This is a genomic window from Brevundimonas sp. UBA7507, assembly GCF_002478355.1.
Lineage (GTDB): Bacteria > Pseudomonadota > Alphaproteobacteria > Caulobacterales > Caulobacteraceae > Brevundimonas > Brevundimonas diminuta_D.
This window is the reverse complement of the sequence record NZ_DLNP01000001.1, coordinates 131,263-155,227: the sequence shown is the minus strand read 5'-3', so window position 1 is coordinate 155,227 and position 23,965 is coordinate 131,263. Positions and strand designations below refer to the sequence as shown.

At 68.9% G+C, this 23,965-nt stretch carries 30 protein-coding genes; 11 read left to right on the top strand and 19 right to left on the bottom strand.

Annotated features, from left to right (window positions below):
• The first annotated feature begins 12 nt into the window (after positions 1-12).
• Positions 13-480, top strand: coding sequence for an SRPBCC domain-containing protein (locus B3D50_RS00740; protein ID WP_286948828.1), 468 nt, complete (start codon positions 13-15; stop codon positions 478-480).
• Between the two features lie 3 nt (positions 481-483).
• Here B3D50_RS00740 and folP read toward each other — a convergent pair whose 3' ends face one another.
• Positions 484-1,308, bottom strand: coding sequence for a dihydropteroate synthase (gene folP / locus B3D50_RS00735; RefSeq protein WP_286948827.1), 825 nt, complete (start codon positions 1,306-1,308; stop codon positions 484-486).
• A gap of 259 nt (positions 1,309-1,567) precedes the next feature.
• On the opposite strand from folP, the gene B3D50_RS00730 reads away from it, so the two are divergent.
• Both B3D50_RS00730 and B3D50_RS00725 read left to right on the top strand, forming a co-directional pair.
• On the top strand, positions 1,568-1,729 hold the full coding sequence (locus tag B3D50_RS00730; protein WP_269299925.1) for a hypothetical protein: 162 nt from the start codon (positions 1,568-1,570) through the stop codon (positions 1,727-1,729).
• 30 nt (positions 1,730-1,759) lie between these two features.
• Entirely contained in the window at positions 1,760-2,170 is a 411-nt protein-coding gene (locus tag B3D50_RS00725; RefSeq protein ID WP_286948826.1) for a GreA/GreB family elongation factor, read from the top strand.
• Between the two features lie 77 nt (positions 2,171-2,247).
• On the opposite strand, the gene ftsH is transcribed toward B3D50_RS00725, so the two are convergent.
• The 12 genes from ftsH to B3D50_RS00665 form a co-directional block, all read right to left on the bottom strand.
• Positions 2,248-4,200, bottom strand: a complete 1,953-nt coding sequence (gene ftsH / locus B3D50_RS00720) for an ATP-dependent zinc metalloprotease FtsH (protein ID WP_286948823.1) — start codon at positions 4,198-4,200, stop codon at positions 2,248-2,250.
• Between the two features lie 42 nt (positions 4,201-4,242).
• Positions 4,243-5,535, bottom strand: coding sequence for a tRNA lysidine(34) synthetase TilS (tilS, locus tag B3D50_RS00715; RefSeq protein ID WP_286948821.1), 1,293 nt, complete (start codon positions 5,533-5,535; stop codon positions 4,243-4,245).
• Positions 5,535-6,383: a tol-pal system protein gene (locus B3D50_RS00710; RefSeq protein ID WP_286948820.1), complete on the bottom strand. Its 849-nt coding sequence runs from the start codon at positions 6,381-6,383 to the stop codon at positions 5,535-5,537. The genes tilS and B3D50_RS00710 overlap by 1 nt, the downstream gene beginning before the upstream one ends.
• Before the next feature lie 43 nt (positions 6,384-6,426).
• Entirely contained in the window at positions 6,427-7,575 is a 1,149-nt protein-coding gene (locus tag B3D50_RS00705; RefSeq protein WP_286948818.1) for a DUF3667 domain-containing protein, read from the bottom strand.
• A gap of 109 nt (positions 7,576-7,684) precedes the next feature.
• Positions 7,685-8,239, bottom strand: a complete 555-nt coding sequence (pal, locus tag B3D50_RS00700) for a peptidoglycan-associated lipoprotein Pal (protein ID WP_003163860.1) — start codon at positions 8,237-8,239, stop codon at positions 7,685-7,687.
• A gap of 152 nt (positions 8,240-8,391) precedes the next feature.
• On the bottom strand, positions 8,392-9,774 hold the full coding sequence (tolB, locus tag B3D50_RS00695; protein WP_286948816.1) for a Tol-Pal system beta propeller repeat protein TolB: 1,383 nt from the start codon (positions 9,772-9,774) through the stop codon (positions 8,392-8,394).
• Positions 9,775-9,893: 119 nt separating this feature from the next.
• Positions 9,894-10,757: a TonB C-terminal domain-containing protein gene (locus B3D50_RS00690; RefSeq protein ID WP_052747946.1), complete on the bottom strand. Its 864-nt coding sequence runs from the start codon at positions 10,755-10,757 to the stop codon at positions 9,894-9,896.
• 6 nt (positions 10,758-10,763) lie between these two features.
• The gene (locus B3D50_RS00685; protein WP_040344561.1) at positions 10,764-11,228 is read right to left on the bottom strand and encodes an ExbD/TolR family protein; all 465 of its coding nucleotides are present in this window, start codon (positions 11,226-11,228) and stop codon (positions 10,764-10,766) included.
• Positions 11,229-11,231: 3 nt separating this feature from the next.
• Positions 11,232-11,993 (bottom strand): protein TolQ, encoded by a 762-nt coding sequence (gene tolQ, locus B3D50_RS00680; RefSeq protein ID WP_046651812.1) that lies wholly within the window; start codon positions 11,991-11,993, stop codon positions 11,232-11,234.
• Between the two features lie 123 nt (positions 11,994-12,116).
• Positions 12,117-12,581: a tol-pal system-associated acyl-CoA thioesterase gene (gene ybgC, locus B3D50_RS00675; RefSeq protein WP_046651813.1), complete on the bottom strand. Its 465-nt coding sequence runs from the start codon at positions 12,579-12,581 to the stop codon at positions 12,117-12,119.
• Between the two features lie 4 nt (positions 12,582-12,585).
• Positions 12,586-12,969 (bottom strand): hypothetical protein, encoded by a 384-nt coding sequence (locus B3D50_RS00670; protein WP_223850955.1) that lies wholly within the window; start codon positions 12,967-12,969, stop codon positions 12,586-12,588.
• An 84-nt stretch (positions 12,970-13,053) separates the two neighbouring features.
• Positions 13,054-13,263: a hypothetical protein gene (locus tag B3D50_RS00665; protein ID WP_003163865.1), complete on the bottom strand. Its 210-nt coding sequence runs from the start codon at positions 13,261-13,263 to the stop codon at positions 13,054-13,056.
• A gap of 126 nt (positions 13,264-13,389) precedes the next feature.
• Between B3D50_RS00665 and B3D50_RS00660 the strand changes: the two genes are divergently transcribed.
• The 7 genes from B3D50_RS00660 (at position 13,390) to ruvB (ending at position 18,681) form a co-directional block, all read left to right on the top strand.
• Positions 13,390-14,163, top strand: coding sequence for a YebC/PmpR family DNA-binding transcriptional regulator (locus B3D50_RS00660; RefSeq protein ID WP_046651814.1), 774 nt, complete (start codon positions 13,390-13,392; stop codon positions 14,161-14,163).
• Between the two features lie 122 nt (positions 14,164-14,285).
• The gene (locus B3D50_RS00655; RefSeq protein ID WP_286948811.1) at positions 14,286-14,804 is read left to right on the top strand and encodes a hemerythrin domain-containing protein; all 519 of its coding nucleotides are present in this window, start codon (positions 14,286-14,288) and stop codon (positions 14,802-14,804) included.
• On the top strand, positions 14,797-15,498 hold the full coding sequence (locus B3D50_RS00650; protein ID WP_286948809.1) for an MgtC/SapB family protein: 702 nt from the start codon (positions 14,797-14,799) through the stop codon (positions 15,496-15,498). Before B3D50_RS00655 ends, B3D50_RS00650 begins: the two co-directional genes overlap by 8 nt.
• A 59-nt stretch (positions 15,499-15,557) precedes the next feature.
• A complete protein-coding gene (locus tag B3D50_RS00645; RefSeq protein ID WP_286948808.1) occupies positions 15,558-16,280 on the top strand; it encodes an MgtC/SapB family protein in 723 nt (240 codons plus the stop codon).
• 67 nt (positions 16,281-16,347) lie between these two features.
• Positions 16,348-16,860, top strand: coding sequence for a crossover junction endodeoxyribonuclease RuvC (gene ruvC / locus B3D50_RS00640; protein WP_286948806.1), 513 nt, complete (start codon positions 16,348-16,350; stop codon positions 16,858-16,860).
• The gene (gene ruvA, locus B3D50_RS00635) at positions 16,857-17,480 is read left to right on the top strand and encodes a Holliday junction branch migration protein RuvA (protein ID WP_269299911.1); all 624 of its coding nucleotides are present in this window, start codon (positions 16,857-16,859) and stop codon (positions 17,478-17,480) included. Before ruvC ends, ruvA begins: the two co-directional genes overlap by 4 nt.
• 169 nt (positions 17,481-17,649) lie before the next feature.
• Positions 17,650-18,681: a Holliday junction branch migration DNA helicase RuvB gene (gene ruvB / locus B3D50_RS00630; protein ID WP_286948805.1), complete on the top strand. Its 1,032-nt coding sequence runs from the start codon at positions 17,650-17,652 to the stop codon at positions 18,679-18,681.
• A 6-nt stretch (positions 18,682-18,687) separates the two neighbouring features.
• Here ruvB and B3D50_RS00625 read toward each other — a convergent pair whose 3' ends face one another.
• Positions 18,688-19,533, bottom strand: coding sequence for a ribokinase (locus B3D50_RS00625; protein WP_286948804.1), 846 nt, complete (start codon positions 19,531-19,533; stop codon positions 18,688-18,690).
• Complete coding sequence (locus B3D50_RS00620; RefSeq protein ID WP_286948803.1) at positions 19,530-20,465, bottom strand: nucleoside hydrolase; 936 nt, start codon at positions 20,463-20,465, stop codon at positions 19,530-19,532. Before B3D50_RS00620 ends, B3D50_RS00625 begins: the two co-directional genes overlap by 4 nt.
• A gap of 235 nt (positions 20,466-20,700) precedes the next feature.
• Here B3D50_RS00620 and B3D50_RS00615 point away from each other — a divergent pair, with 235 nt between their 5' ends.
• The gene (locus B3D50_RS00615) at positions 20,701-21,372 is read left to right on the top strand and encodes a DsbA family oxidoreductase (protein ID WP_286948802.1); all 672 of its coding nucleotides are present in this window, start codon (positions 20,701-20,703) and stop codon (positions 21,370-21,372) included.
• Between the two features lie 111 nt (positions 21,373-21,483).
• Here the strand turns inward: B3D50_RS00615 and B3D50_RS00610 are convergent, their stop codons facing one another.
• The 4 genes from B3D50_RS00610 to B3D50_RS00595 form a co-directional block, all read right to left on the bottom strand.
• Positions 21,484-22,311 carry a hypothetical protein gene (locus tag B3D50_RS00610; RefSeq protein ID WP_286948801.1) on the bottom strand — a complete coding sequence of 276 codons (828 nt, stop codon included), beginning with the start codon at positions 22,309-22,311 and terminating at the stop codon, positions 21,484-21,486.
• A 239-nt stretch (positions 22,312-22,550) separates the two neighbouring features.
• The gene (locus B3D50_RS00605) at positions 22,551-22,733 is read right to left on the bottom strand and encodes a hypothetical protein (protein WP_286948800.1); all 183 of its coding nucleotides are present in this window, start codon (positions 22,731-22,733) and stop codon (positions 22,551-22,553) included.
• Entirely contained in the window at positions 22,730-23,236 is a 507-nt protein-coding gene (locus tag B3D50_RS00600; protein WP_286948798.1) for a zeta toxin family protein, read from the bottom strand. The genes B3D50_RS00605 and B3D50_RS00600 overlap by 4 nt, the downstream gene beginning before the upstream one ends.
• 7 nt (positions 23,237-23,243) lie before the next feature.
• Entirely contained in the window at positions 23,244-23,960 is a 717-nt protein-coding gene (locus B3D50_RS00595; protein ID WP_286948797.1) for a hypothetical protein, read from the bottom strand.
• Between the last annotated feature and the right edge of the window lie 5 nt (positions 23,961-23,965).

Sequence of the window (23,965 nt, the reverse complement as noted above, 5' to 3'; positions counted from 1 at the left end):
GAATGGGTCTGCATGTCGACGCCCACAGTTCATACCGGAATACTCATCCGGCGCCCCATCGATGAGGTTTATCAAGCCTTTACCGAACCAGGGGTGACGTCGTGGTTCTGGTTCACCCACGGCGATCGTCGCATGTCACCGGGGGCGACCGTGACATGGACCTGGGGGATGTACGGCGTTTCGACGCGTGTCCTGGTCAAGGATGTTCAGGTTAACCGGCGAATTCTTATCGACTGGAACCTGGATGATCAGCCGACCGAGGTCGAATGGCGTTTCGAAGCGCGCGGCAAGACGACCTGGGTCGAAATCTTCAACCGGGGCTTTCCCGCCACGGACGAAGGGATGAAAGCCGCGCTTGACGCCATGGAAGGCTTCACCCTGGTCCTGGCCGGGGCCAAGCTGTGGCTGGAGCGGGCGATCGAGCCGACATTTATCGTCGATCGCTTCCCCGACCAGGTGCTGCCCGACTGGAAGGGCTGAGGCTCAACCGGCCGCCCTCACCGCCGCCTGAAGCTTCAGCGCCTGGACCGTTTCGCGCACGTCGTGGACCCGCACCATGAGGGCGCCGCGCCGCGCGCCCTCCAGCGCCAGGGCCAAGGAGCCGCCCAGACGGTCGCCCGCCTCTATCGCCGCGGCGTCCACCCCCTGGATGAGACGCTTGCGACTGGCGGCGTAAAGGACCGGAAAGCCCAGATCGACCAGGGCGCCCAGTCGCGCCGTCAGCGTCAGATTGTGGGCCGTCGCCTTGGCGAAGCCGATGCCGGGGTCCAGCCAGATCTTCTCGCGCGCGATACCCGCCGCCATGGCCGCCTCGGCCCGCGCCGCCAGATGGGCGACGACCTCGGCTGTGACGTCGTCATAGCGCGGGTCGTCCTGCATGGTCTTGGGCGCGCCCTTCATATGCATCAGCACCACCTCGCAGCCCAGCTCGGCGGCGGTCGCCAGGCTGTCGGGCGCATGGTTCAGGGCCGTGACGTCGTTCCACATCGTCGCCCCGGCGGCGACGGCGGCGCGGGCGACGGCGGGCTTCATGGTGTCGATGCTGATCCGGCCGCCCCAGCGCGCGCGAATCGCGGCGATCAGGGGAGCGACGCGGGCGATCTCTTCGGCCTCATCAACCGGATCCGAACCGGGGCGCGTGCTTTCTCCGCCCACGTCCAGTACGTCGGCGCCCTGTTCGATCAACTTCAGGGCGTGAACCAGGGCCGCCTCGGCCGTCGCGTGGCGCCCGCCGTCGGAAAAGCTGTCCGGCGTGACGTTGACGATGCCCATGACGAGCGGCGGCTTCACGAGGGATTGATGGGTCATGCGACATCGACTCCAGAGGCCGCAGTTTGACTTTCACCGCGCCTGGGTCCAGCCTCTAAAGGCAATGGAACGCTTCGTCAGCCAGGCTCGACGCCTCACCCACGCGGGACGCCGCGTCGAAGGCCTTTAACCCGTAGCGGTCCGCCGTGCGCCCTGCGCCGGGCGCCCGTTACGGGACCAAGTCGCTTTAAGTCTCCTGTTTCCCCCATTCATTTTGCAGGACCGCGCCGGCCTGAAGCCGCTCGCGTAGATTTGCGCCATGACACGCCGCCCAGACACTACGGACGACAGCCGTCCCGGCGAACCGCCGCGCGGCGCCGACATCATTCCTTTTCGGAGGCCGACCGCGCCCGAGGCGCCGTCCGACCCCGAACATGCCGATCCAGAACACCCCGACGACGACGGCCCCTCCGCCGCCTGACGTCGCCCGAATTTCCAGAGAGTTTTCCTCATGACCACCCCCAGCAAGGGCGCCCTGCCCGCCATCACGCTTCGCAGCGACGACTTCGACGCCCTGGACCGCCTGGTCGGCGACCTGCCCGGCTCGGGCCCCGCCGGCCTGCTGCAACAGGAACTGGACCGCGCCAAGGTGTGCGAGCCCATGGCCATGCCCAAGAACGTCGTCACCCTGAACCGCTGGCTTCAGTACGTCGACGACCACAGCCCCGAGGTGCGACGCGTCCAGCTGGTGCTGCCCAAGGACGCCGATATCGACGCCGGGCGCGTCTCCATCCTGTCCTATGTCGGAGCGGGACTGATCGGCCTGAAGGAAGGCCAGTCGATCAACTGGCCCGACACCTCCGGCGCTGCACGCAAGCTGACCCTGGTCAAGGTCGAGGACGCCGAAACGGCCGCAGGCTAAACCGCTTTCGATCAGAGCAAAAAAAGGGGCGCGTCCGGCGGACGCGCCCCTTTTCATATCGATCTGACGGACGGGCTCTACGCGCTCGTCGCGGGCTGGGCGGCGGGCTCGGCCTGCGGCGCCGCCTCGTCTTCCGGCGTGGCCGGGACCGACAGCGACGGGCCGACGACCGTGTCGTTCTCGTCGTCGCGTTTGGGCGGCTGGTCGTTCTCCAGCAGATCCTTGATCTCGTCGCCCGACAGGGTCTCGTACTCCAGCAGGGCTTGAGACAGCTTCTCGTGGTCGCCCGCCTTCTCGGTCAGGATACGGCGCGCCTCGTCCCAGCCTTCGGTGACGATGCGGCGGACCTCTTCGTCGATGATGCGGGCCGTCTCTTCCGAGACGTTCTGGCTGCGCGACACCGAGTGGCCCAGGAAGACCTCCTCCTGGTTCTCGCCATAGGCCACCGTGCCCAGCTTCTCGGAGAAGCCCCAGCGCGTGACCATGGCCCGCGCAAGCTTGGTCGCCTGTTCGATGTCCGAGCTGGCGCCCGAGGTGATGCTTTCCGGCCCGAAGATCAGCTCCTCGGCGACCCGGCCGCCCGCCATGATGGCGATGCGGTCGATCATCTGCTGGAACTTCATGGAATAGCGGTCGCCTTCCGGCAGCTGCATCACCATGCCCAGCGCACGGCCGCGCGGGACGATGGTCGCCTTGTGCACCGGGTCGGCCATCTTGACGTTGATGGCGACGATGGCGTGACCGGCTTCGTGATAGGCGGTCAGGCGGCGTTCTTCCTCGTTCATGGCCATGGACTTCCGCTCGGAGCCCATCATGACCTTGTCCTTGGCGTCCTCGAAGTCGCGGTGCGTGACCATGCGACGGTCCTTGCGAGCCGCCATCAGGGCCGCCTCGTTGACCAGGTTGGCTAGGTCCGCGCCCGAGAAGCCCGGCGTGCCGCGCGCCAGCGTCTTGACGTTGACGTCGGCGGCCAGCGGCACGTCCTTCATGTGGACGCGCAGGATGCGCTCGCGGCCCGAGACGTCGGGGTTGGGCACCACGACCTGACGGTCGAAGCGGCCCGGACGCAACAGAGCCGGGTCCAGCACGTCGGGACGGTTGGTTGCGGCGATCAGGATGATGTTCTCGGACGCCTCGAAGCCGTCCATCTCGACCAGCAGCTGGTTCAGCGTCTGCTCGCGCTCGTCGTTGCCGCCGCCCAGACCGGCGCCGCGGTGACGGCCCACGGCGTCGATTTCATCGATGAAGATGATGCACGGCGCATTTTTCTTCGCCTGCTCGAACATGTCGCGCACGCGGCTGGCGCCGACGCCGACGAACATCTCGACGAAGTCCGAACCCGAGATCGAGAAGAAGGGCACGCCCGCCTCGCCCGCCACCGCGCGCGCCAGCAGGGTCTTGCCGGTGCCCGGAGGGCCGACCAGCAGGGCGCCCTTGGGGATCTTGCCGCCCAGACGCTGGAACTTGGCCGGATCTTTCAGGAAGTCGACGACCTCCTGCAGTTCGTCCTTGGCCTCGTCCACGCCCGCGACGTCGTCGAACGTCTTGCGGCCCTTGTGCTCGGTCAGCAGCTTGGCCTTGGACTTGCCGAAGCCCATGGCGCCCTTCGCCCCGCCCTGCATCCGGTTCATGATGAACAGCCAGAAGCCGATGATTAGCGCCACCGGCAGCAGCAGGCCCAGCAGGCCCGACCACCACGGCTGACGGGTGCTCTTGGTCTCGACCTCAACGCCGGACTTGCGGATCTGCTCGACCAACTCGGCGTTGGGCACCGGCGTCACGGCGGTGAATTTACTGTCGTTCTTGAAGACGCCGGTGATCGTCTCGCCGCGCGCGACGATCGACTTGATCTCCTGACGCTCAACAGCGGTCATCAGCTGGGAGTAGGTGATGGGTTCGGGGCGACCGGCGGCCGCGGCGCCCTTGGCGCCCGGCATGGCGGGGGCGCCGCCGTTCTGGCTGATCGCGGCGTAAACCGTCACCAGTCCCAGAAGGATCACGCCCCAGATGGCGAAATTGCGCAGGTTCATTCGGTCCTCGGTTCCTCGACGCGGCCGCGCTCGGTCCGTCGATCAGCAGTCTTTCTCTGAAAATAGGTCAGACGGCGGCGTTTCGCCATGAAGGGATTGAAAGAGTCCGTCTTCCTGCGTCGTTTCGCCCCCGAACGCCGCTAGGGCGAGCGCCAGACGTCGCGACGCAAGCGCCCTTACACACGCCCCGCGCCAGGCCAGAACCAGCCGTCCTTCGGGATCGATCAGCACCGGCGCAGCGGCGCGCGCGGCGGGCGGCAGGAGCGCCAGAACGGTGCGCTCAACGTCGGAAAGTTGCGCCAGCCGCCCGGCGGCCGCCTCGACGTGCAGGCCCGACTGATCCGTCACGATCTCGAAACGCCCGTCCCAGATGGCAGGTCGCCCCGGCGTCAGGGCCAGGGCGGCAGGCGGGCGGCGTTTCCACTCGCCCGGTTCACGCATCGCCTGAACATGCGCGCCGGACGCCTCGACGCGAGCGCCGCACAGGACCGCGGTGAAGTCCTCACCGTCCGCCAGCCGCGCCCGAAGGGCCGCCAGGCGATCCCCGCGCGGCGGCGTCACGCCTCCGCCTGCGCACAGCAGCACGGCCGCCAGCATCGAGGCGGGCAGGCCGCGCGATAGAGGCAGAACCCCGGCCCAAGCCTGATCGCCCGCCTCATGGGCGGCGCTCGCGCAAGCAACAGTCGCCGATGACGCAGCAGGGCCTTCTGCCTGCGCCAGCGCCGCCCGTGCCCTGCCCCGACCGTAGCGCAGGTCCGCGTTGGCGGGGTCTTCCAGCCATGTCAGACCCCGCGCGCGCAGATGATCCCTCAGCGTCTCGCGCCCCTCGCCCAGCACAGGCCGCAGCAGAAGCATCCCCCGCCCTTCCGGCCAGACGGGCGACGGCGACGCCTCGCGCAGGCGGCCCAGCGTCGCGCCTTGGGCCCGCATCCAGTCGCCCTCTGCGACGTCATCAGCGGTGTGGCCGGTCAGGATGACGCGCGCGCCTGCTTCCCGCGCAGCCTCGGCCAGCAAGGCGTGACGCGCCGCCCGCGCCCGCGCCGGGACGCCGGGGCCGCCGCGCGCACCCCGCCACGCCAGCCCCCGCCAGTCGGCGCCCGCCGTGCGCGCGGCCTCGGCGGCGAAACGGGTCCAGTCCGCGCTGTCGGGGTGGAGATTGTGATCGACCGTCAGGGCCAGCAGCCGCCGCCCCCTCGCCTTCGCCCAACCGGCGGCGAGATCCAGCAGGGCCAGGGAATCGCCCCCGCCGGACAGGGCCAGGGCCACCGGCTCAGGCCCGGCGTGGTTCAGACGTACGTCCAGCCGGGTGAAGACCCGGCTGACCAGATCGCCCATCAGCTGCAGCTGGCGCGCGTCCGCAGTTGGGTCGCGCGGGTTTTCTGCGCCGCCGTGGCCGCCTCGGCGTAGCGGCGGCCGAACTCGGTCAGGGCGCCGCAGGCCTGGGTCGCGCGGTCGGTGGCGCGCAGGGCCTCGGCCAGCTTCAGCGTCGTCTCGGGCGCCCACGGCGTGCGCGGCCAGCCGTTCAGGGCGGCGGCATAGGCCTGAACGGCCGCCGCATTGTCGCGCGCAGCGACGTGCAGATCGCCCAAACGGCTGTTGGCCTCGCGCGCCTGGGGCGTGTTCGGCCAGGTGACGATGACGGTCTCCAGCGCGCGTCCGCCGCGCGCCGCGTCCTCGCCCGCCAGACGCATGGCGGCCTGCAGATCCTGCGCCGCGTCGCCGGTCGGCGAGTGGGCGACGATCGGGCCGTTCAGTTCAGCGGCTTCCTCGGCGGCCTTTTCGGCGCGCTCGACGCGGCCTTCTAGATCGCGCAGGCGGCGGCTCATCTGCGTGTTCTCGCGCGTGACCTCGTCCAGTTGGAAGGTCAGACGCTCGCTGTCGGCGTTCATGCGCTGGAACGTCTGCTCCACGTCGCTGAGGCGGCGCTCCATGATCGAGACCTGGCCTTGCAGGGCCACGACCTCGGGATCCGTCTCGACCAGCACCGGCTCGCCGGCCGCGTTGCGCTGGGTCAGGGCGCGCTCCAGACGGCGGACGTTGCGGTCCAACTGGTCCAGGCGGCGCTTGTCCCACTGGATCGGCTCCATCGGCTGCACCTGGGCGACGACGGCGCCCCCTATCAGGGTCAGGCCGATCGCCGTCAGGACGGCGGGTTTGGTGAGGCGGAATGGCGTTTTCAGCATGGTCCTGTCGTCCCATCGATTTGCGGCGACGGCAAGGCCCTGATCAATGTCCGAAGCCCAGATAGATGATGGCGACGATGAACAGCGTCGCCGCGATTTCGCAGAAGATCAGCAGCGCCACGGTCCGCCACAGGGTCGAAAAGACCTTCAGGCCATAGGCGCCCTTCAACTGGGCGAACATGTGCGCCGGCACGATCAGGGCCGCGATCGTCCCGGCCGCCGCCCCCGCCCCCTTCAGCGTCGTCGCGACCAGCACCACCGCCATCAGCAGCAGGGACATGAATGTCAGGGAATAGAGGACGAAGACCCCGTGATCGTACAGGGTGAAGCCCCGCTTCCACAGGAACATCAGGGCCACGAAGGGGATCGACAGCGGCACCAGCAGGAAGGCGAATTTGTAGATGGTCTGCTGCAGCTTGTAGAGCGCCAGGTCCGGGTTCTTCAGCTTCTTGGCGACGGTCTTGGTCAGGCCGTTGGTCTGGCCGTCCGTGCCGACGCTAGAGGCGATGTCCGCCACCTGGGCCTGCCAGCTGCCCGAGGCCAGACCGTCCTTGCGGCCCTCGATCGCGTCCTTCTGCAGACGCTCCAGCTTGGCCTTTTCGGCGATGACGCCCGCCTCGGCCCCGGCCAGGGCGCCCGCCGCGACACCCGCGCGTGCGCCGCTGTTCGCCGGGGGCGGCGAGCCGTCGGCCGGCTCCATCGCCGCCACGGCCGCATCGACTTCCCTCTGGGCGGCGGCGACGACCCGTTCAGCCTCGGCCACGGCCTTCTTCTGCGCCTCAATCTGCTCCGGCAGGGACGGCAGCGTCACCGCCTGGTGCGGCATGAAGCTCAGGGCGAAGAACATGACGAACAGGGTGAACAGGAACATCGCCAGCGGCGAGACGTAGCGGGTCCGCCTGCCCTGCACCCATTCGCGGGTCAGCCGCCCCGGATTGAGGATCAGCAGCGGCAGGGTGCGCCACAGACGGCCGTCGAAATGCATGACCCCGTGCAGCAGCTCTTCGCCCAGATGCAGCAAGGTGCGGTGGACGTGGGCCGCCTGGCCGCAGTTGGAGCAGAAGTTGCCCGTGACCTCGGCCCCGCAGTCGGCGCAGGCGCCGTGAGCTTCGCCCGCATGGCCCGTCGGCTTCTCGATCGCCCCGGCGATGACGCCCGCCGTCACCGCTCCGCCCGCCGCTTCCAGATCCATGCCGTCCCTCCCCAGGATTCGCGGCGGACTTTGATCGTCTGGAGGCGCAAAGAAAAGAGGCGCCGGCTTGCGCCGACGCCTCGATCCGTCTGTTTTTTACGTCGCGTGTTTAGCGCGGCGCGCCCGACACGATGGCGGTGCGGGCGTTGCGGTTCTGGGCCCAGGCCGACTCGTTCGAACCTTCGGCGATCGGACGTTCCTTGCCGAAGCTGATGGTGTCGATGCGGGCGGCCGGAACGCCGCGGCTGATCAGGTAGGAGCGAACGGCCTCGGCGCGGCGGGCGCCCAGGGCCAGGTTGTATTCGCGCGTGCCGCGTTCGTCGGCGTTGCCTTCGATGCGGACTGTGACCTGCGGATAGCGGGCCAGCCAGGCGGCCTGGGCGTCCAGACGCGGCTGGGCCTCGGCGCGCACCGAATAGGAGTCCAGGTCGAAGTAGACGCGATCGCCGACATTGACGACGAAGTCCTGCTCCGAGCCGGGCGCCGGGGCGCCGACGTTGCCGCCGCTGACGGGGCCGGTCGGGGCGGTCGGATACTGCGGGCCGACGGCCGGCGGCGGCGTTTCGACCGGCACGGCGGGCTCGACCTTGGGCTTGGTGCAGGCGGCCAGCGAGGCCATGGCGACGCCGACAGCGGCGAGCCGGATCAGGGTGGAGGTGTTCATGGATCGTCTCCTTCTCATTCGGTTCGAGGCCGACGCCTCTAGCTTGACTGTATGCGAGCGCTGCTAACGTGCAGCGCAGCACCGCGCCAGCCGCGATAACGCACAGTTTATGGGAATGGCTCCGCTCGTGATCTCACGAAGCCGTAACCCCGTTAGGCCGGGCAGGAATCCGCGCCCTGGCCGATGCCCAGATTGACCGGCGGGGCGTCCAGCAGACCCGACCAGGCCGGGTCCGAACCGCGTCCGTCATAGCCCGCCTGGGACACGACGCGGCCCGACAGATCTACGGTCCACAGACGGGTGTCGCCGCCGGGGCTCTGACGCGCGAAGGCGATGTAGCGGCCGTTCGGCGCCCAGGACGGGCCTTCCTCGAAATAGGAGGACGACAGGATGCGCTCGCCCGTGCCGTCGGGCTTCATCACGCCGATGTGGAAGCGGCCGCCCTGCTGCTTGGTGAAGGCGATCAGGTCGCCGCGCGGGCTCCAGGCCGGGGCGGTGTAGCTGCCGCCGCCGCGGCTGATCGGACGCTGGCCCGAGCCGTCGGCCCGCATGGTGTAGAGGCGCGCCGAGCCCGAACGGTCCGAGGTGAAGACGATCTGATTGCCGTCGGGGCTGAACGAGGGCGAGGTGTCGATGCCGGGGTCGGTCGTCAGGCGCGACAGCTGGCGGCTGCGCAGGTTCATCACATAGACGTCGGTGTTGCCGCCCCGGATGATGGAGAAGGCCATCTTGGACCCGTCGTTCGAGAAACGCGGCGCCAGCACCTGGCCGTCGAACTCGCCCAGGCTTTCGCGGCGGCCGGTCGACAGATTGTAGAGGTAGATGCGGCTGTAGTCCTTGCCCAGCGCCACATAGGTCACTTCATCGGGATTCGAGGCCGAGAAGCGCGGCGACATGATCACCTCGTCGCCCTGGGTCAGGAAGACGGGGTTGTAGCCGTCCTGGTCGACGATGGTCAGACGCGACAGCTTGTTCAGCTGGGTGCCGCTTTCGGACACGAACAGGACGCGGGAATCGAAGAAGCCCGCCTCGCCCGTCAGGCGCTGATAGACCACGTCCGAGATCTTGTGGGCGATGCGGCGCCACTGCTCGGACGTAGCGGTGAACTGGTAAGAGACCAGCTGGCACTGGCGATAGGGATCATAGAGGCGGAAGCCCACGTCGATCCGCCCGTCCGCACGCGGCGTCACCCCGCCGTAAAGCACCGCCTGGGCGCCGATGGAGGTCCACTGCGGGAAGTTCGGCGCATTGGCCAGGGTCAGGCCGGTCTCGATGAAGCTGGCCGGGTTCAGCGGATCGAAGAAGCCCGAGCGCTTGAGGTTGCCGCTGATGACGCCCGAGATCTGCGACCCGTTCTGGCCGGTGAAGGGCACGACCGCGATCTGAAGCGGGCGCAGCACGCCCTCGTCCACCACCACATCCTGCATCGGCGCCCCGACGGCCGGGGTGGATTGCGCCTGGACGGACCCGCCCAGCGCCAGGGGCGCGGTCATCGCAAGCACGGCGGCCGAGGCGAAAAGGCGGTTCAGGCGCATGGGTCGATCCTTCGGGTCGTTACGGTCAGGCTGGCCGCCCCTCTTTAGCATCAGCGCGGCGGATGATCGCCAGCTTCACGGGGATTTGGGCGACTTTGGGGTGATAGGCGATTTACGTCCTAACGGTTCCCGCATTGACGCTTGGTTTCAAAGCGGAAGGGCACTTCCTGCGCCTGGAAGCCATCGGGCACGGTGAAGGGCGAGGTCGCCCGCAGCGCGCGCAACATGGCCTCGGATGCGGCGCGCCAGGTCGGGTCGTTCCGGGTGTCCTGAAGACGCGGCGTGCCGATGATCTGGCCGTCGGCGCTCAACCGCACCGTCACGCGGATCACCAGGTCGTCCATGCCCGGCATGTCGCAGTTCAGGTTCCAGTTCGGCGTCACCTGGGCGCCCAGGGCGGCCAGCTGCGGCCCGGTCGCGCGCGGCGCGGAGCCCGCGCCCTGCTGGCCCGGCGCCGGACGGCCGCGGTTCTGGGTCGGGCGCGGCGGCCCGGCCAGGGCGTCAAGGTCCAGTCCCGGCGCCGGGCGCGTACGCGGCGGCGTGGCGGGAGCCTTCTTCTCGGGCGGATTAGGCGTGGGCCGAGGCGACGGCGTCGGCGCCTTCTTCTCAGGCGGCGTCGGGGTCGGCCGCGGCGTAGGCGTGGGACGCGGCGTCGGGGCCTTTTTCTCGGGCGGAGTCGGGGTCGGGCGCGGCGCAGGCGGCGTCGGGCGCGGTTGCGGCGCGGGCGGCGTGGGGTCCGGCTCGGGCGGAGTCGGCTCGGGCGGAGTCTCGACCGGGGCCGTCTCCCCATCCTCGAGCGAAGGCTCCTCCTGCGGATTGTCGGCGGGCGCGGCGGCGATCTCGATGTCCGAGACGATCGACACCGGCACGGAGTTCACCAACGGCTTCGGCTCGTCCTTCGACGACCAGGACACGAAGGCGAGCGCCACCACCCCCGCGTGCAGGGCGATGGAGCCGAGGATGGCGGGGCTGGGGCGGCGCAAGGTCCGTCAGCCCTCCGTCGGCTCGTCGGCGGCGGTGTCGGTGATCAGGTTCAGCTTGGTGAAGCCCGAAGCCGACAGGCGCGCCATCACGCGCGCCACGGCCTGATAGGGGGCGCGGCCGTCGGCGCGGATGAAGATGGCCTTGTCGCGCGCGTTCTCGCCGCCCTCTTCGGCCACGCGCAGGGCCAGTTGCTCCCAGCGGACCTCGCCCTCGCCGATGAAGATGGCGCCGTTCCGGTCGATGCTGACCGTAACCGGCTTGTCGGTCGTCTCAACCGCGCTGGCCTCGGTCTTGGGCAGCTCGACCGGCACCCCGACCGTCAGCAGGGGCGCCGAGATCATGAAGATGATCAACAGCACCAGCATGACGTCCACCAGGGGCGTGACGTTGATCTCGCTCAGCGGCCGTTTGCGCGCGCGGCGACGGCCGCGCCCGCGCGCTTCACCGCCGCCTCCTCCACCCAGGGCCATGGATCAGGCGCCCCGGCGCAGGTTCAGGTCGGATGACGGCGGCGGGGGCGGAGGCGGAGGCGGCGGCGTCGCAGGCGCGCCCAGACGCCGGGCGATGGCCGACTGCAGATCGTCCGCAAAGGCTTCCAGACGCCCGGTGAACTTGCCCGCCGACACCGAGAAGGCGTTGAAGGCGATATAGGCCGGAATGGCCGCCGCCAGACCGATGGCCGTGGCGAACAGGGCTTCGGCGATGGCCGGGGCCACGGTCGTCAAATTGGTGTTGCCCGCCGCCGCGATGCTGTCGAAGGCGTTCATGATGCCCCACACCGTGCCGAAAAGGCCGATGAAGGGCGAGGCCGTGGCCACCACCGACAGCACGCCCAGACCGTTCTCGATCTTCTGGCTTTCCCGAGCGATGACCGAATCCAGCGCCCGGTCGATACGGGCGATCAGCATGTTCCCTTGCGTGTCCGTCATGGCGCCGCGCGCGCGCGCCTCGCGCCAGTCCTGCAGGGTCAGCACCAGCATGCGCGGCAGGGGATCGGCCGGCTGCGGCCCGGCCTGGGCGGCGACCTCCTCCAGCGAGCGGCCGCTCTCGACCTGCTTTTCGAATTCGGTCGCGCGGGCGTTCATGCGCGAGAACCGCACCGCCTTGTCGATGATGATGGTCCAGGACCAGACCGAGGCCGCGGCCAGGCCGATCATCACCGTCTTGACCACCCAGTCGGCGGTCATGAACAGCTCGATGGGATTCAGCAGGGAGGCGTCGGCGGGCGGAGTCATGCGTGGTCCTTGGCGAAGAGTCCGTTCATCCGCCTTTTGCACCGGGCGGACGTGGCGGTTTCATGGCGGCGGGTCTAGCGGGCGTCGCGCCCGGCGTCATCAGCCTACCGGCTGACAACCTCGTTATTGCCGAGCCGATCCTGTTTCACCCGACAGCCAGGGCGTCACCAGTTCGATCAGCCGCTTCGTCGGACGGCGCGGACGCCCGTCCAGATGGATGCAGACGGCGACGACGTCGGCCCGGCACAATACTTCACCGTCGCGCTCGACCGTCTGGCGAATGATCAGGCGCGGCCCCTTGATCGCCTCATAGCGGGTGCGCACCACCAGGGCGTCGTCGATCCGCGCGGGCTTCAGATATTTGATCGCCAGGTCCGACACCACGAAGGCCAGCGGCTCCTCCTGCTCCAGCAGGTCGACATGCCCTACCCCCGCCAGACGCAGGAAGTCCGACCGCCCCCGCTCGAAATAGCGGACGTAGTTGGCGTGATAGACCAGGCCGGTGAAGTCCGTGTCCTCGTAATAGACCCGCACGGGCAACAGGTGATCGCGGCCGTCGAAGCGGCCGGCGCTGGGTTGGTCGGTCATGGTCTCAGCTCTTGCCGGAAACGGCGGCGGGCGCCGGGGCGTCGAAGCCCGGACAGTAACGCGATTTCAGCGTCGCGAACTCGCCCGTCAGCGGGTCGTGGCTCATCAGGATGCGGTTGGGCCGGGAAACGAAGGCCACGGCCTCCCGACTGCCCTTCAGCCCGGCGTAGCCGCAGGCGGCCTTGCCGCGCCCGGCCTCGACATGCCGGACCTCGGCCTGCGGCCCCATCTGTTCGCGCACCTGCTCAAGCGCGCGTTCAGCGGGCGTGGTCTGGCGGGGTCCGAAGCGCGCCCCCTGGGTCAGGGCGTAGAGGCTGAAACCGCCCAGCACCAAGACAGCCGCGCCGAGCACGACGATCATCCGGTTCATCCTGCGGGGATGCGCCAAGGCCGCCTCCTTCTGGGAAAGGGAGGATGACCGGCTTTACCGCCGAGGTGAAGTCTTTTTGCGAAAGATTCGCGCGACGTCTGCTCAGTCGCGGTCGTAGAGGCGCATCACGGCCAGGGCGCCGATGGTGGTCAGCACGCCCAGCGCAAAGGCGCCGACCAGCGAGCTGGTGGCCGCCGCCGTCGACACCGTGACGGGCCGCTTGGCGTACCACTGAACGATCTCGCCGGCGTGGGCGTGATCGATGCCCTCGTCATAGGCTTCGTCCAGATAGGTGTCGTCGGCGGCGGCCATCGGCGTCTCCAATTCTTGCCTGCGCATAATCCCCGGCGCGTTCGGGCGGTTCCCCTCTCGTGACAGAGGAAGCGCCATCCAGTAAAGGGCGCCCCTCAGCATATTCGACATCTGGCGAGCGACTCCATGGCCGGCCATTCCAAATTCAAGAACATCATGCACCGCAAGGGCCGCGCTGACGCGGTCCGTTCAAAGCTCTTTTCGCGCCTGTCACGGGAAATCACCGTGGCGGCCAAGTCGGGGATGTCCGACCCGGCGATGAACCCCCGGCTGCGCCTGGCGGTCAACAACGCCAAGGCCGAATCGATGCCGAAGGAAAACATCGAGCGCGCCATCAAGAAGGCCTCGGGCGGCGAAGTCGATGCGATGGAGGAGATCCGCTACGAGGGCCGCGGCCCCGGCGGCGTCCAGGTCATCGTCGAAGTCCTGACCGACAACCGCAACCGCGCCGCGTCCGGCGTGCGCTCGGCCTTCGCCAAGAACGGCGGCGCCCTGGGCGAGAGCGGCTCGGTCACCTTCATGTGGGACCGGGTCGGCAAGATCCACTATCCGGCCGAGGCGGGATCTGAAGACGCCGTGATGGAGGCCGCCATCGAGGCCGGCGCCGCCGACGTCGAGAGCGACCTGGTCAAGCCCGACATCTATGAGGATGCGCCGGGCCACACCATCTGGACCGCCTTCGAAGACCTGAACGAGGTGGCCGAGGCCATGTCCAAGGTGCTGGGCGATCCCAAGTCGACCGCCATCGTCTGGAAGCCGCAGTCGGAGATCGACCTGTCGGGCGATTCGGTCGGCGTCCTGTTCAAGCTGCTGGACGCCCTGGACGGCGAAGACGACGTGCAGCAGGTCTATTCGAACGAGAACATCTCGGACGAAGACGCGGCCAAGTACGCGGGCTGATCCGCACGCGATGATCCTGCCCCCGACGCCGCCCCCATGCGGGAGCGGCGCCGGGGCTCAGGAACCGGACCTGAGTTCGGAGGCTTCTTAGGGCTCAAGCCTTGCCGCGAGGAGCCTGCCCCATGGACATCACCCAGCTGATTCTGGACGACCACGCCGAACAGCGCAGGCTGTTCTCGCTGATCGAGCAGATCGGCGCGGATGATGTCGAGGCGCTGGAGGCGGTCTGGGGGCGGCTGTCGGCCTTTCTGGACGCCCACGCCGAGGCCGAGGAGCGGCATTTCTATCCCGCCCTGCTGAAACTGGGCGAAGGCGCCAATGACGCCGAGGACGGCACCGTCGAGGGCGAGACCGAGGACGCCATCGCGGATCACAACAAGCTGCGCGACGCGGTGAAGGCGGTGGCCGCGCACGCGGTCGGCAGTCGCGCATGGTTCGACGCGGTCGGCGCGGCCAACATCGTCAACTCCAAGCACATGGGCGAGGAGGAGCGGCAGGGGCTGACCGACTTCCGCCTGAACGCGGACCTGCAGACGCGGCACGACCTGGGCGTGCGCTTCGCCGCCTTCCAGGCCCGCCACATCGCCGGGGTGAAGCCGGTCAACAAAGACCCCGAAACCTACATCGAGAATCATGGCTGACGCCGCCTGGCTGGAGACCGTCGTCCTGCCCATCGCCGGCGCCCTGATCGCCGGCGGGATGATCGGCTTCGAGCGCGAGTGGCGCGGCCGGCCGGCGGGGTTCCGCACCCACATCCTGGTCAGCCTGGCGTCCTGCCTGCTGATGCTGGCGGCCATGACCCAAGCCGACTGGGCTTTCCGCGCCCTGCCGGACGAGAACATCGTCACCGACCCGACCCGCATGGCCCACGGGGTGCTGACGGGGATCGGCTTCCTGTGCGCCGGCGTGATCTTCCGCACCGGCTTCTCCATCCACGGCCTGACGACGGCGGCCTCGCTGTGGATCACCTCGGCCATCGGCCTGCTGTTCGGGGCCGGGCTGTTCGCCCTAGGCGCGGCGGGGACGGTGATCACGGGCCTGATCCTGGTCGCGCTGCGGCTGGTCAGCGCGCGGCTGCCGGACCGCACCCTGACAGATGTGGAGGTGCGCTGGCGTCGTGACGGCCCCTCGCCCGAGGCCGAGGTCGAGGCCGCCCTGCGCGCGATCGATCCGAAGCCCGCGCCCGACCGTTTCGAACTGATCGACGGCGGCGCGGTGGTGCGCCGCAGCTGGCGCGTCCGCGCCGAGGGCGAGACGGCGCTCAAGGCCCTGGCGGGGCGGCTGTCGGCCCTGCCTTCGGTCTGCGGCTACGTGCTGAATCCGCGCGACGACTGACGACTTGCCGAGGCCTGCGCGGAGGTCCAACCTGCGCGGTCGTTGGGAGCGTTGGGATCATGGCGATCGACTGGGGCGTGACGCATTGGGGCGTCGAGGAACTGAGCCTGCTGGCGCCGGTGGCCTCGGCCATGGTCGCGGGCGGGCTGATCGGCATCGAGCGGACCTATCACGGCCATCCGGCGGGGTTCCGCACCCACATCCTGGTCTGCATGACCTCCTGCGTCCTGATGCTGGCGGCCATGCATCAGGCCAGCTGGGGTTTCGTCGCCCTGCCCGAACAGCGGCTGGTGATCGACCCGACGCGGATGGCGCACGGCATATTGACCGGCATCGGCTTCCTGTGCGCAGGAGTGATTTTCCGCGAGCGCTTCTCGGTCCACGGCCTGACCACGGCGGCGTCGATGTGGACCACCTCGGCCATCGGGGTGATGTTCGGCGTCGGCCTGTGGAAGCTGGGACTGATCGCGGCGGGAGCGACCGTGGTGGTGCTGGCCATCCTGCGCTTTCTCGACGCGCGCCTGCCCCACGTCGGCGTCTTGGACGTCACCCTGCGCTGGACGCGCGGCGCCGCGCCGCAAGAAAAGGCGCTGCGCGCCCTGCTGGCCGAGAACGGCCTCAAGCCCACGCGCATCGGCCATGTCGTCAGCCCCGACGGCCAGATCCACGAACACCATGTCAAGGCGCGCGGCTCCATGCCGCTGAAGGTCGACGCCCTGTCCCGCGTCCTGTCCGAACAGGCGGGCCTGGCAGGCTTTTCGGTGATGCCCAGAGACGATTGAGCCGACAGGGCGCCCTGAGCTGCCCCCGGTCATTGTTCGCTAACCCTCTTTGAGGCAATAGGAACGGATGGCGAACGAAACGACTCGGATCCTGGGGCTGGACCCCGGCCTGCGCCGCACCGGCTGGGGCGTCATCGAAAGCGAGGGCAGCCGCCTGCGCTGGATCGCGCACGGCGTCGTCGCGCCCAGCGAAAAGGCGCCCTTCTCCGAGCGGCTGCTGCATCTGCTGGAGCAGGTGGGCGAGGTCTGCACCGCTTATGACTGCGACGAGGCGGCGATCGAAGAGGTCTTCGTCAACGTCAATCCGGCCTCGACGCTGAAGCTGGGCCATGCGCGGGCGGCGGTGATGCTGGCCCCGGCGCGGGCGGGTCTCAGCGTCGCCGAATACGCCCCGACCCTGATCAAGAAGGCGGTGGTGGGCGCAGGGCAAGCCGACAAGAGCCAGATCGCCTTTATGATCAAACGGCTGCTGCCCGCCTCGGGCGAGGTCAAGGCCGACGCCGCCGACGCCCTGGCCGTGGCGGTCACCCATGCGCATCATCGTCGGTTTCGGGCCTTGCCGGTGCGAGGCGCGGCATGATCGGCCGTCTGCGCGGCATCCTGGCCGAGGTCGGCGAGGCGGAGTGCCTGATCGACTGCGGCGGCGTGGGCTATGTGGCCGCCTGCGGGGCGCGGACGCTGGGCCGCCTGCCCGCGCCGGGCGATGAGACCCTGCTGTTCATCCAGAGCCAGTGGAGCCAGGATCAGGGGCCGCGCCTCTACGGCTTCCTGAGCCGGGACGAGCGCAAGGTCTTCAACCTGATGCTGACCATTCAGGGCGTGGGGCCGAAGGCCGCGCTGGGGGTGCTGGACGTGCTGCCGCCCGCCGAACTGGCCGCCGCCGTCGCGCGCGAGGACAAGGCCGCCGTGGGACGCGCCAACGGCGTGGGGCCGAAACTGGCCCTGCGCATCGTCACCGAACTGAAGGGCAAGAGCCTGACCGACGGCGTCTTCGCCCCGACCGCGCCCGGCGTTCACGCCGAGGTCGCCGTCGCCCCGCCGCCGCCCAGCGTCACGGGCGAGGCGGTCGCCGCCCTGCTGGGCCTGGGCATCGCCGAGGTCAACGCCCGCCGCGCCGTCGATCACGCCCTGATCAAGCTGGGCGAGGAGGCCGAACTGCCGCTGGTCATCCGTACGGCCCTGCAGGAGCTGGGACGATGAGGGCCGCTGCGACTATCCCTTCTCCCCTTTTGGGAGAAGGTGGCAGGCGTAGCCTGACGGATGAGGGGTTGCGCCCACATCCAGCGCTGCCTGACATCACCGATAAAGGGACCCCTCATCCGACCTCGCTGCGCTCGGCCACCTTCTCCCACAAGGGGAGAAGGACGAAATGACCGACGACCGCATCATCTCGCCTGCCCCCGCGCCGGGTGAGCAGCATGACCGCGCCCTGCGGCCCCAGACCCTGTCCGAGTTCGTCGGCCAGTCGGCGGCCAAGGGCAATCTGAAGGTCTTCATCGACGCCGCTCGCGCCCGCTCCGAGGCGCTGGACCACGTCCTGCTGTTCGGCCCCCCCGGTCTGGGCAAGACGACGCTGGCGCAGATCGTGGCGCGCGAACTGGGCGTGGGTTTTCGCGCCACCTCCGGCCCCATCCTGGCCAAGGCGGGCGATCTGGCGGCCATCCTGACCAATCTCGAACCGCGCGACGTCCTGTTCATCGACGAGATCCACCGCATGGCCCCCCAGGTGGAGGAGATCCTCTATCCGGCGATGGAGGATCATGTGCTGGACCTGATCATCGGCGAGGGGCCGTCGGCGCGCAGCGTGCGCATCGACCTGGTGCCCTTCACCCTGGTCGGGGCGACGACGCGGGCGGGCTTGCTGGCCACGCCGCTGCGGGACCGCTTCGGCATCCCGTTGCGGCTGGAGTTCTATACGCCCGAAGAGCTGACGGCGGTGATCCGCGGCGCGGCGCGCAAGATGGGCGCCGCCATCACCGAGGACGGGGCGATGGAGATCGCACGCCGCGCGCGCGGCACCCCGCGTATCGCCGGGCGCCTGCTGCGGCGCGTGCGGGATTTCGCCGACGCGGAAGGGACCGCCATCGACCGGCTGGCGGCGGCGCGGGCGCTGGCGCGGCTGGAGGTGGATGGGGCGGGGCTAGACAGCCTGGATCGCCGCTTCCTAAAGGCCCTGATCGAGAACTACGGCGGCGGGCCGGTCGGCATGGACACCCTGGCCGCCGCCATCGCCGAGGCGCGCGATGCGGTCGAGGACGTGATCGAGCCCTATCTGCTGCAACAGGGCTTCATCCAGCGCACCCCGCGCGGCCGCATGGCCTGCGCCCGCGCCTATGAACATCTGGGGCTGGAGGCGCCGCAAGCGCCGCCCGCCGCCGCGCCGGACCTGTTCGGGAAATAGAAGGCCCTACCCCGCCATCAGGGCCTCGACCTCGGCGCGGTCGCCCAGCGACGGCTGCGCCCCCGGCCGGGTCGCCGCCAGCGCCCCGGCGGCGCAGGCGAAGTGAAGCGCGGCGTCCGGCTCCATGCCTTCCAGCAGGGCCACGGCGATCGCCCCGACGAAGGCGTCGCCCGCCCCCACCGCGTCCACAGCCGTGATGCGCGGCGGCGTGGCCCAGGCCATCGCTGCGCCGCGCCGATACATGACCGCTCCGCGCGCGCCCTTGGTCACGACCACCAGCCCGCCGCCGACGTGCAGGGCGTCGCCGTAGAAAGCGGCCTCCGTCTCATTGACCACCAGCAGATCGGCGCGGCGCAGCAGGGCCTCCGACACCGGCGCGGCGGGCGCCAGGTTGACGCAGACGAAGTCCGTCGCCCGGCCCACCGCCGCCTCCACCGTTTCAATCGGCAGCTCGAGCTGGGCGATCAGCGGCGTCTCGATCCGGGCGGGCAACTGCTCGGGCGTCACGAAGTGGTTGGCGCCGGCGGCCACGGTGATCTGGTTCTCGCCGGTCGGATCGACGGTGATCAGGGCCACGCCGGTCGGCGCCGCGATGTCCGTCTCCACCCCCGACAGGTCGACGCCGTGCGCCAGCATCAGGGCCACCGCCGCGCCCGACATCTCGTCATCGCCGACCCGGCCGATCAGCGAAACCTCTGCGCCCAGCCTGCGCGCCGCCAGAGCCTGATTGGCGCCCTTGCCGCCGGGGTGGCGCGACAAGGCGGCCCCCGTCACCGTCTCGCCCGGCGCAGGCAGGGACGGCGCCGCCGCCACCATATCCAGATTGATCGAGCCGACGACGGTGATCCTCATGCGCCCTCTCCCAACTTCTCGGTAATCAGGGCGAAGACCCCGGCCGCGTCGGCCTTTGTCGCCCAGAAATGGTTCGCTCCGGCGGCCTCGACGCGGAACTCAACCGCCGTGTGGCCGCGGGTCAGGTCGCTGTCCGTCTCCACCGCGATGCGGCAGGGGGCCAGCTCGAACAGGTCCGGCTCCAGCAGCCAGGCCACGGTGCAGGGGTCATGCAGCGGCGGCGCGTCCCAGCGCACGACCTCGCGCTCCACCCGTTGGGAAAAGCGCAGCATGGCCGCCGCCGTGCGGGCCGAGGCCGTGGGCAGGGCCTCGATCGCCGCGATCCGCGCCTCGGTAGCCCGCACCTGATGGGTGGCGTCCAGCCCCATGACGATCATGCGGCAACCCGAGGCGAAGACCTCGGCCGCCGCATCCGGGTCGGCCCAGATGTTGAACTCGGCCGAGGCGGTGATGTTGCCGCCTTCCGCGCGCGCCCCGCCCATGGCCACGACCGGCCCCAGATGCGCCGCCAGCGCCGGCTCGGCCCGCAGAGCCAGCGCCAGATTGGTCATCGGCCCCATGACGGCCAGCGCCACGGAACCCGCTGGTCGCGCCATCACCAGCCGCACGAGCGCCTCAGCCGCCGCTCCTTCGGCCACAGGCGCGGCGGGCTCGAACGGGGTCAGGTCGCCCAGCCCCTCAGCCCCGTGGAACTCGCCCGCCCCGGCCGGGTCGCGGCGCAGGGGGCGCTCGGCGCCCGCGAACACCGGCACCTCCTCGCGCCCGGCGATCTGGCGCAGGATGCGGGCGTTGCGCGCGGTTTTCTCGGCGCTGACGTTGCCCCCGACCGTGGTCACGGCCAGCAGGTCGAGGTCAGCAGAGGCGAAGGCGGTCAGCAGCCCCGTGGCGTCATCCACGCCGGGGTCGCAATCAATGATCAGGCTCTGTTTCACCGATCCGGTGTGCCGTTTGGCAGGCCGTGAATCAATCGTCCTCTTCGCCCCTTCTCCCCGTGTGGGAGAAGGTGGCCCGTCAGGGCCGGATGAGGGGTCTCGTGACAGAGCAACCCCTCATCCGTCTCGCTTCGCGAGCCACCTTCTCCCGCAAGGGGAGAAGGACAGGCGCTTGCCTCCTTCTCCTGCGCGCCCATATGCTTCGTCACACACGCTGTTTCAGAAAGCCGTCCCCATGACCGACGCCGCCCCGCTCAAGCCGCTGAAGATCGACTTCGTCTCCGACGTCATGTGCCCCTGGTGCGCCGTGGGGCTGGGCGGGCTCGAACATGCTCTGGAACGTCTGGAGGGCGAAGGAATCGCCGCCGACATCACCTTCCAGCCGTTCGAGCTGAACCCCGACATCGCGCCCGAGGGCGAGAACATGGGCGAGCATCTGGCCCGCAAATACGGCTCCACCCCCGAACAGTCAGCCGCCAACCGCGCCGCCATCACCGCCCGCGCCGCCGAGGTCGGGGTCGAGATGAACTTCCGCGACGACAGCCGCATGTGGAACACCTTCGACGCCCACCGCCTGCTGCACTGGGCCGGTCTGACGGCGCCGGACAAACAGGCGGCGCTGAAACACGCCCTGTTCAGCGCCCACTTCACTGAGGGCCGCAACGTCTCGGACGCGGGCGTCCTGACCGAGGCGGCGCAGGCCGCCGGGCTGGACCGCGCCGAGGCCGCCGAAGTGCTGGCGTCGGGCCGCTATATGCAGGAGGTGCGCACGGCGCAGGCCCTGTGGCGCGCGCGGGGCATCACCTCCGTGCCCGCCGTGGTGGTGGAGGACAAGTATCTGATCTCCGGCGGCCAGCCGACGCAGGTATTCGTCAACGCCCTGCGCGAGATCGCGGGCAAGGCGTAGTTTCCTTCTCCCCCCTGTGGGAGAAGGTGGACGGCGAAGCCGGACGGATGAGGGGTGGCGACGCCGTGTCCGCCCCATGCATCGGCCGGTGAGAGACCCCTCATCCGGCCCTCACGGGCCACCTTCTCCCACAAGGGGAGAAGGGTCGGGAAAAACAGAGTCCAATTCGTCTGAATCGTCTGAAATCGTCGCCTCTCCTGGCTCTGCCCTTTCTGGCGCGAGGCGGGCGCTGAGGGCGTTGATGCGGGCCTCGACGGCGCGGCGGCCGGCGTGGTCGTCGGGGGCCAGACGGGCGGCGTCGCGGGCGACGGCGGCGACCGCCTTCATGTCGGCCTCCAGCGTGTCGAGCGGGTCAGGCTCAGGCGCAGGCGGCGGGCTTTGCGGCTCGGCGGCGGCCAGCAGAGCGGGATCCGTCAACGCCCGCCAGGTGCGCAGCCACGACGCCGCCTCGGCCGCCCGGCCGCGCCGCACCGCCCGGTTCAGCCGCATCAGGGCCTGAGCCGCCATCGCGGCCAGATCGGGGGCGTCCACCGCCGCATCCTCGACCGGGTCGTCCTCGTCAGGCCAGGGGTCCGGGTCGCCCGCGTCGCAGCGGCGCCAGCCCTCGCGCGCGGCGCGGGACCGCAGCGTCCCCAGCTTCAGCCCATAGCGGTCGCAGACGGCCTCGGCCGTATCCCCGGCCAGATAGTCGCGCCGCGCCGCCGCCCAGACCGCGTCCGGGTGTACGCGATAGCCGTCCCGTGGCGCCGGGTCTTCGTAATAATGGCCGCGCTGGGCGTCGTCATGGTTTGAAGGGGGCGTTTCGGCCCGCTCGGCGGTCGAGGGCCGCACATGGTCGGGGATGTAGGTGGTGTCGCCGTACTCGTCCTGCTCCCACCGGCCGGAGGCGATGATGCGCGGCGCCTCCTCATGCCAGTCTTTCTCCCGCTCTTCATCCATCGCGCCGCCTCCTGCCTGAAAGGCGGAGGATGGAGGACGGGTGCGTCAGGATCGGACGGGGGCGCTCTCTTCCTGTCGTCATCCTCCGACGAGCGGAGCGAGATCGGGGGACCCAGCGGCGCCCGTCAGGGCGAAAGTCCGCGCGCGGCGCCTGGCGCCAAGATCGCCTACGGCGCCGCTGGGTCCCCCGGTCTGCGCCGCGAAGACGCGGCTTGCCGGAGGATGACGAAAGAAGGGGATCAGGCCCGTTTGCGTTTGGGTTCAGCCTTCGGCGCGGGGGCGCCCGTGACCAGACGGCCCTTCCAGCCGGGCGGCGGCAGGAACTTGCCCGACTGCTCCTCGCGCGTGCCGTGTTTGGCCATCTCGGCGGCGCGGCGCAGAGCCTTCAGGGTGGTTTCGTGATCAAACAGCGGCTTGTTCATCGCGGTCCCCAATCTAGCAGTTCGGGGGTCTCGCCGCCACTGGCGTAGACCTGCCAGCTATCGGCCAGCGGCTTGTAGACGGTTTCGAGGTAGTCGAGGCTGAGCGGGTAGCGCCGCCTCAGCGTGTCTTCAGGAATGCCGTGGCCGCCGCGCGCGACCCGGTGCGCGACGCGGGCGATGGAGGCCTCGACCGAGGGCAGGCGCAGATAGACCAGTTCAAAGCGGTAGCCGGCCGCCTTCCAATCGCGGATGCGGCGGGCGTGGGTGCGCGTGGCCAGCGTCGTTTCCAGCACCACGTCGGCGCGGGCGTCGGTCAGTTCCTCCAGCCGCTCCAGCACCAGCCGCCCGGCGGCCAGATCACGGCCGGGGCTATGCGGCAGGGACCGCGCCACTTCGTCAGGATTGACGAATTGAAACGCCTCGGCCCGTTCGCGCAGGAAGCCGTTGATGAAGGTGGTCTTCCCGGCGCCGTTCGGCCCGGCGAGGAGGACGAGGGTGGGCATCCCCTACTCAGTCAAATAGTTTCAACTGATCTGGACCGACAATCGGCGCTTCTTTGACATCCGCGACAGGGTCGTTTCGAAGCTCATCAAGAGCAGCGAAATACCCTTCAGCAAATACCTCTAGCATGTCCTGTTTTCGTGCGCTTGAAAGTATCGGAACATCGTTCGAATTAATAATAGACAACTTACGTTCTACACTTCCTTTCGGAGCACTGAAGTCCAATATTTGAAAATTTGCACTCTCTAAATCAGGATCATCACACAATATTTCTTTAACTATCGTCACGAAGAGGGACAATCTCTCGCCAGACAATGGATTTGATTTCCAAAAACTAAACCATGGGAACACCATTCCATCAGCGCCACCATATATGATCGGCGGATCAAAGGGCACCATTAAGCCTCGACCCGCCGCGTAATAACGACGGTCGACGGCCATCACATACTTTGGACGATCGCCTAAGAAATGCGACGATATTAGAGGCAAAAGCTCAAGATATAGGTCTTGTACGTTCTCTCTTTTGATTTTAGTCCGAATTGCAGTTTCGATTTGTTGCTCAGACACGCCCCAAAGCAACATGTCTCGGACATAACCAAAAAGCGGCTGATAGCTAAACGTTGGCGGATTCCGAACCAGCTTCACCAAGCCCTTCCGAACTTTATCCGGTGTGCCTTCCCAATTCCGCGCTAAATGCTGTGCAGAGGGGACTTTCAGCTTGGCCATTATTT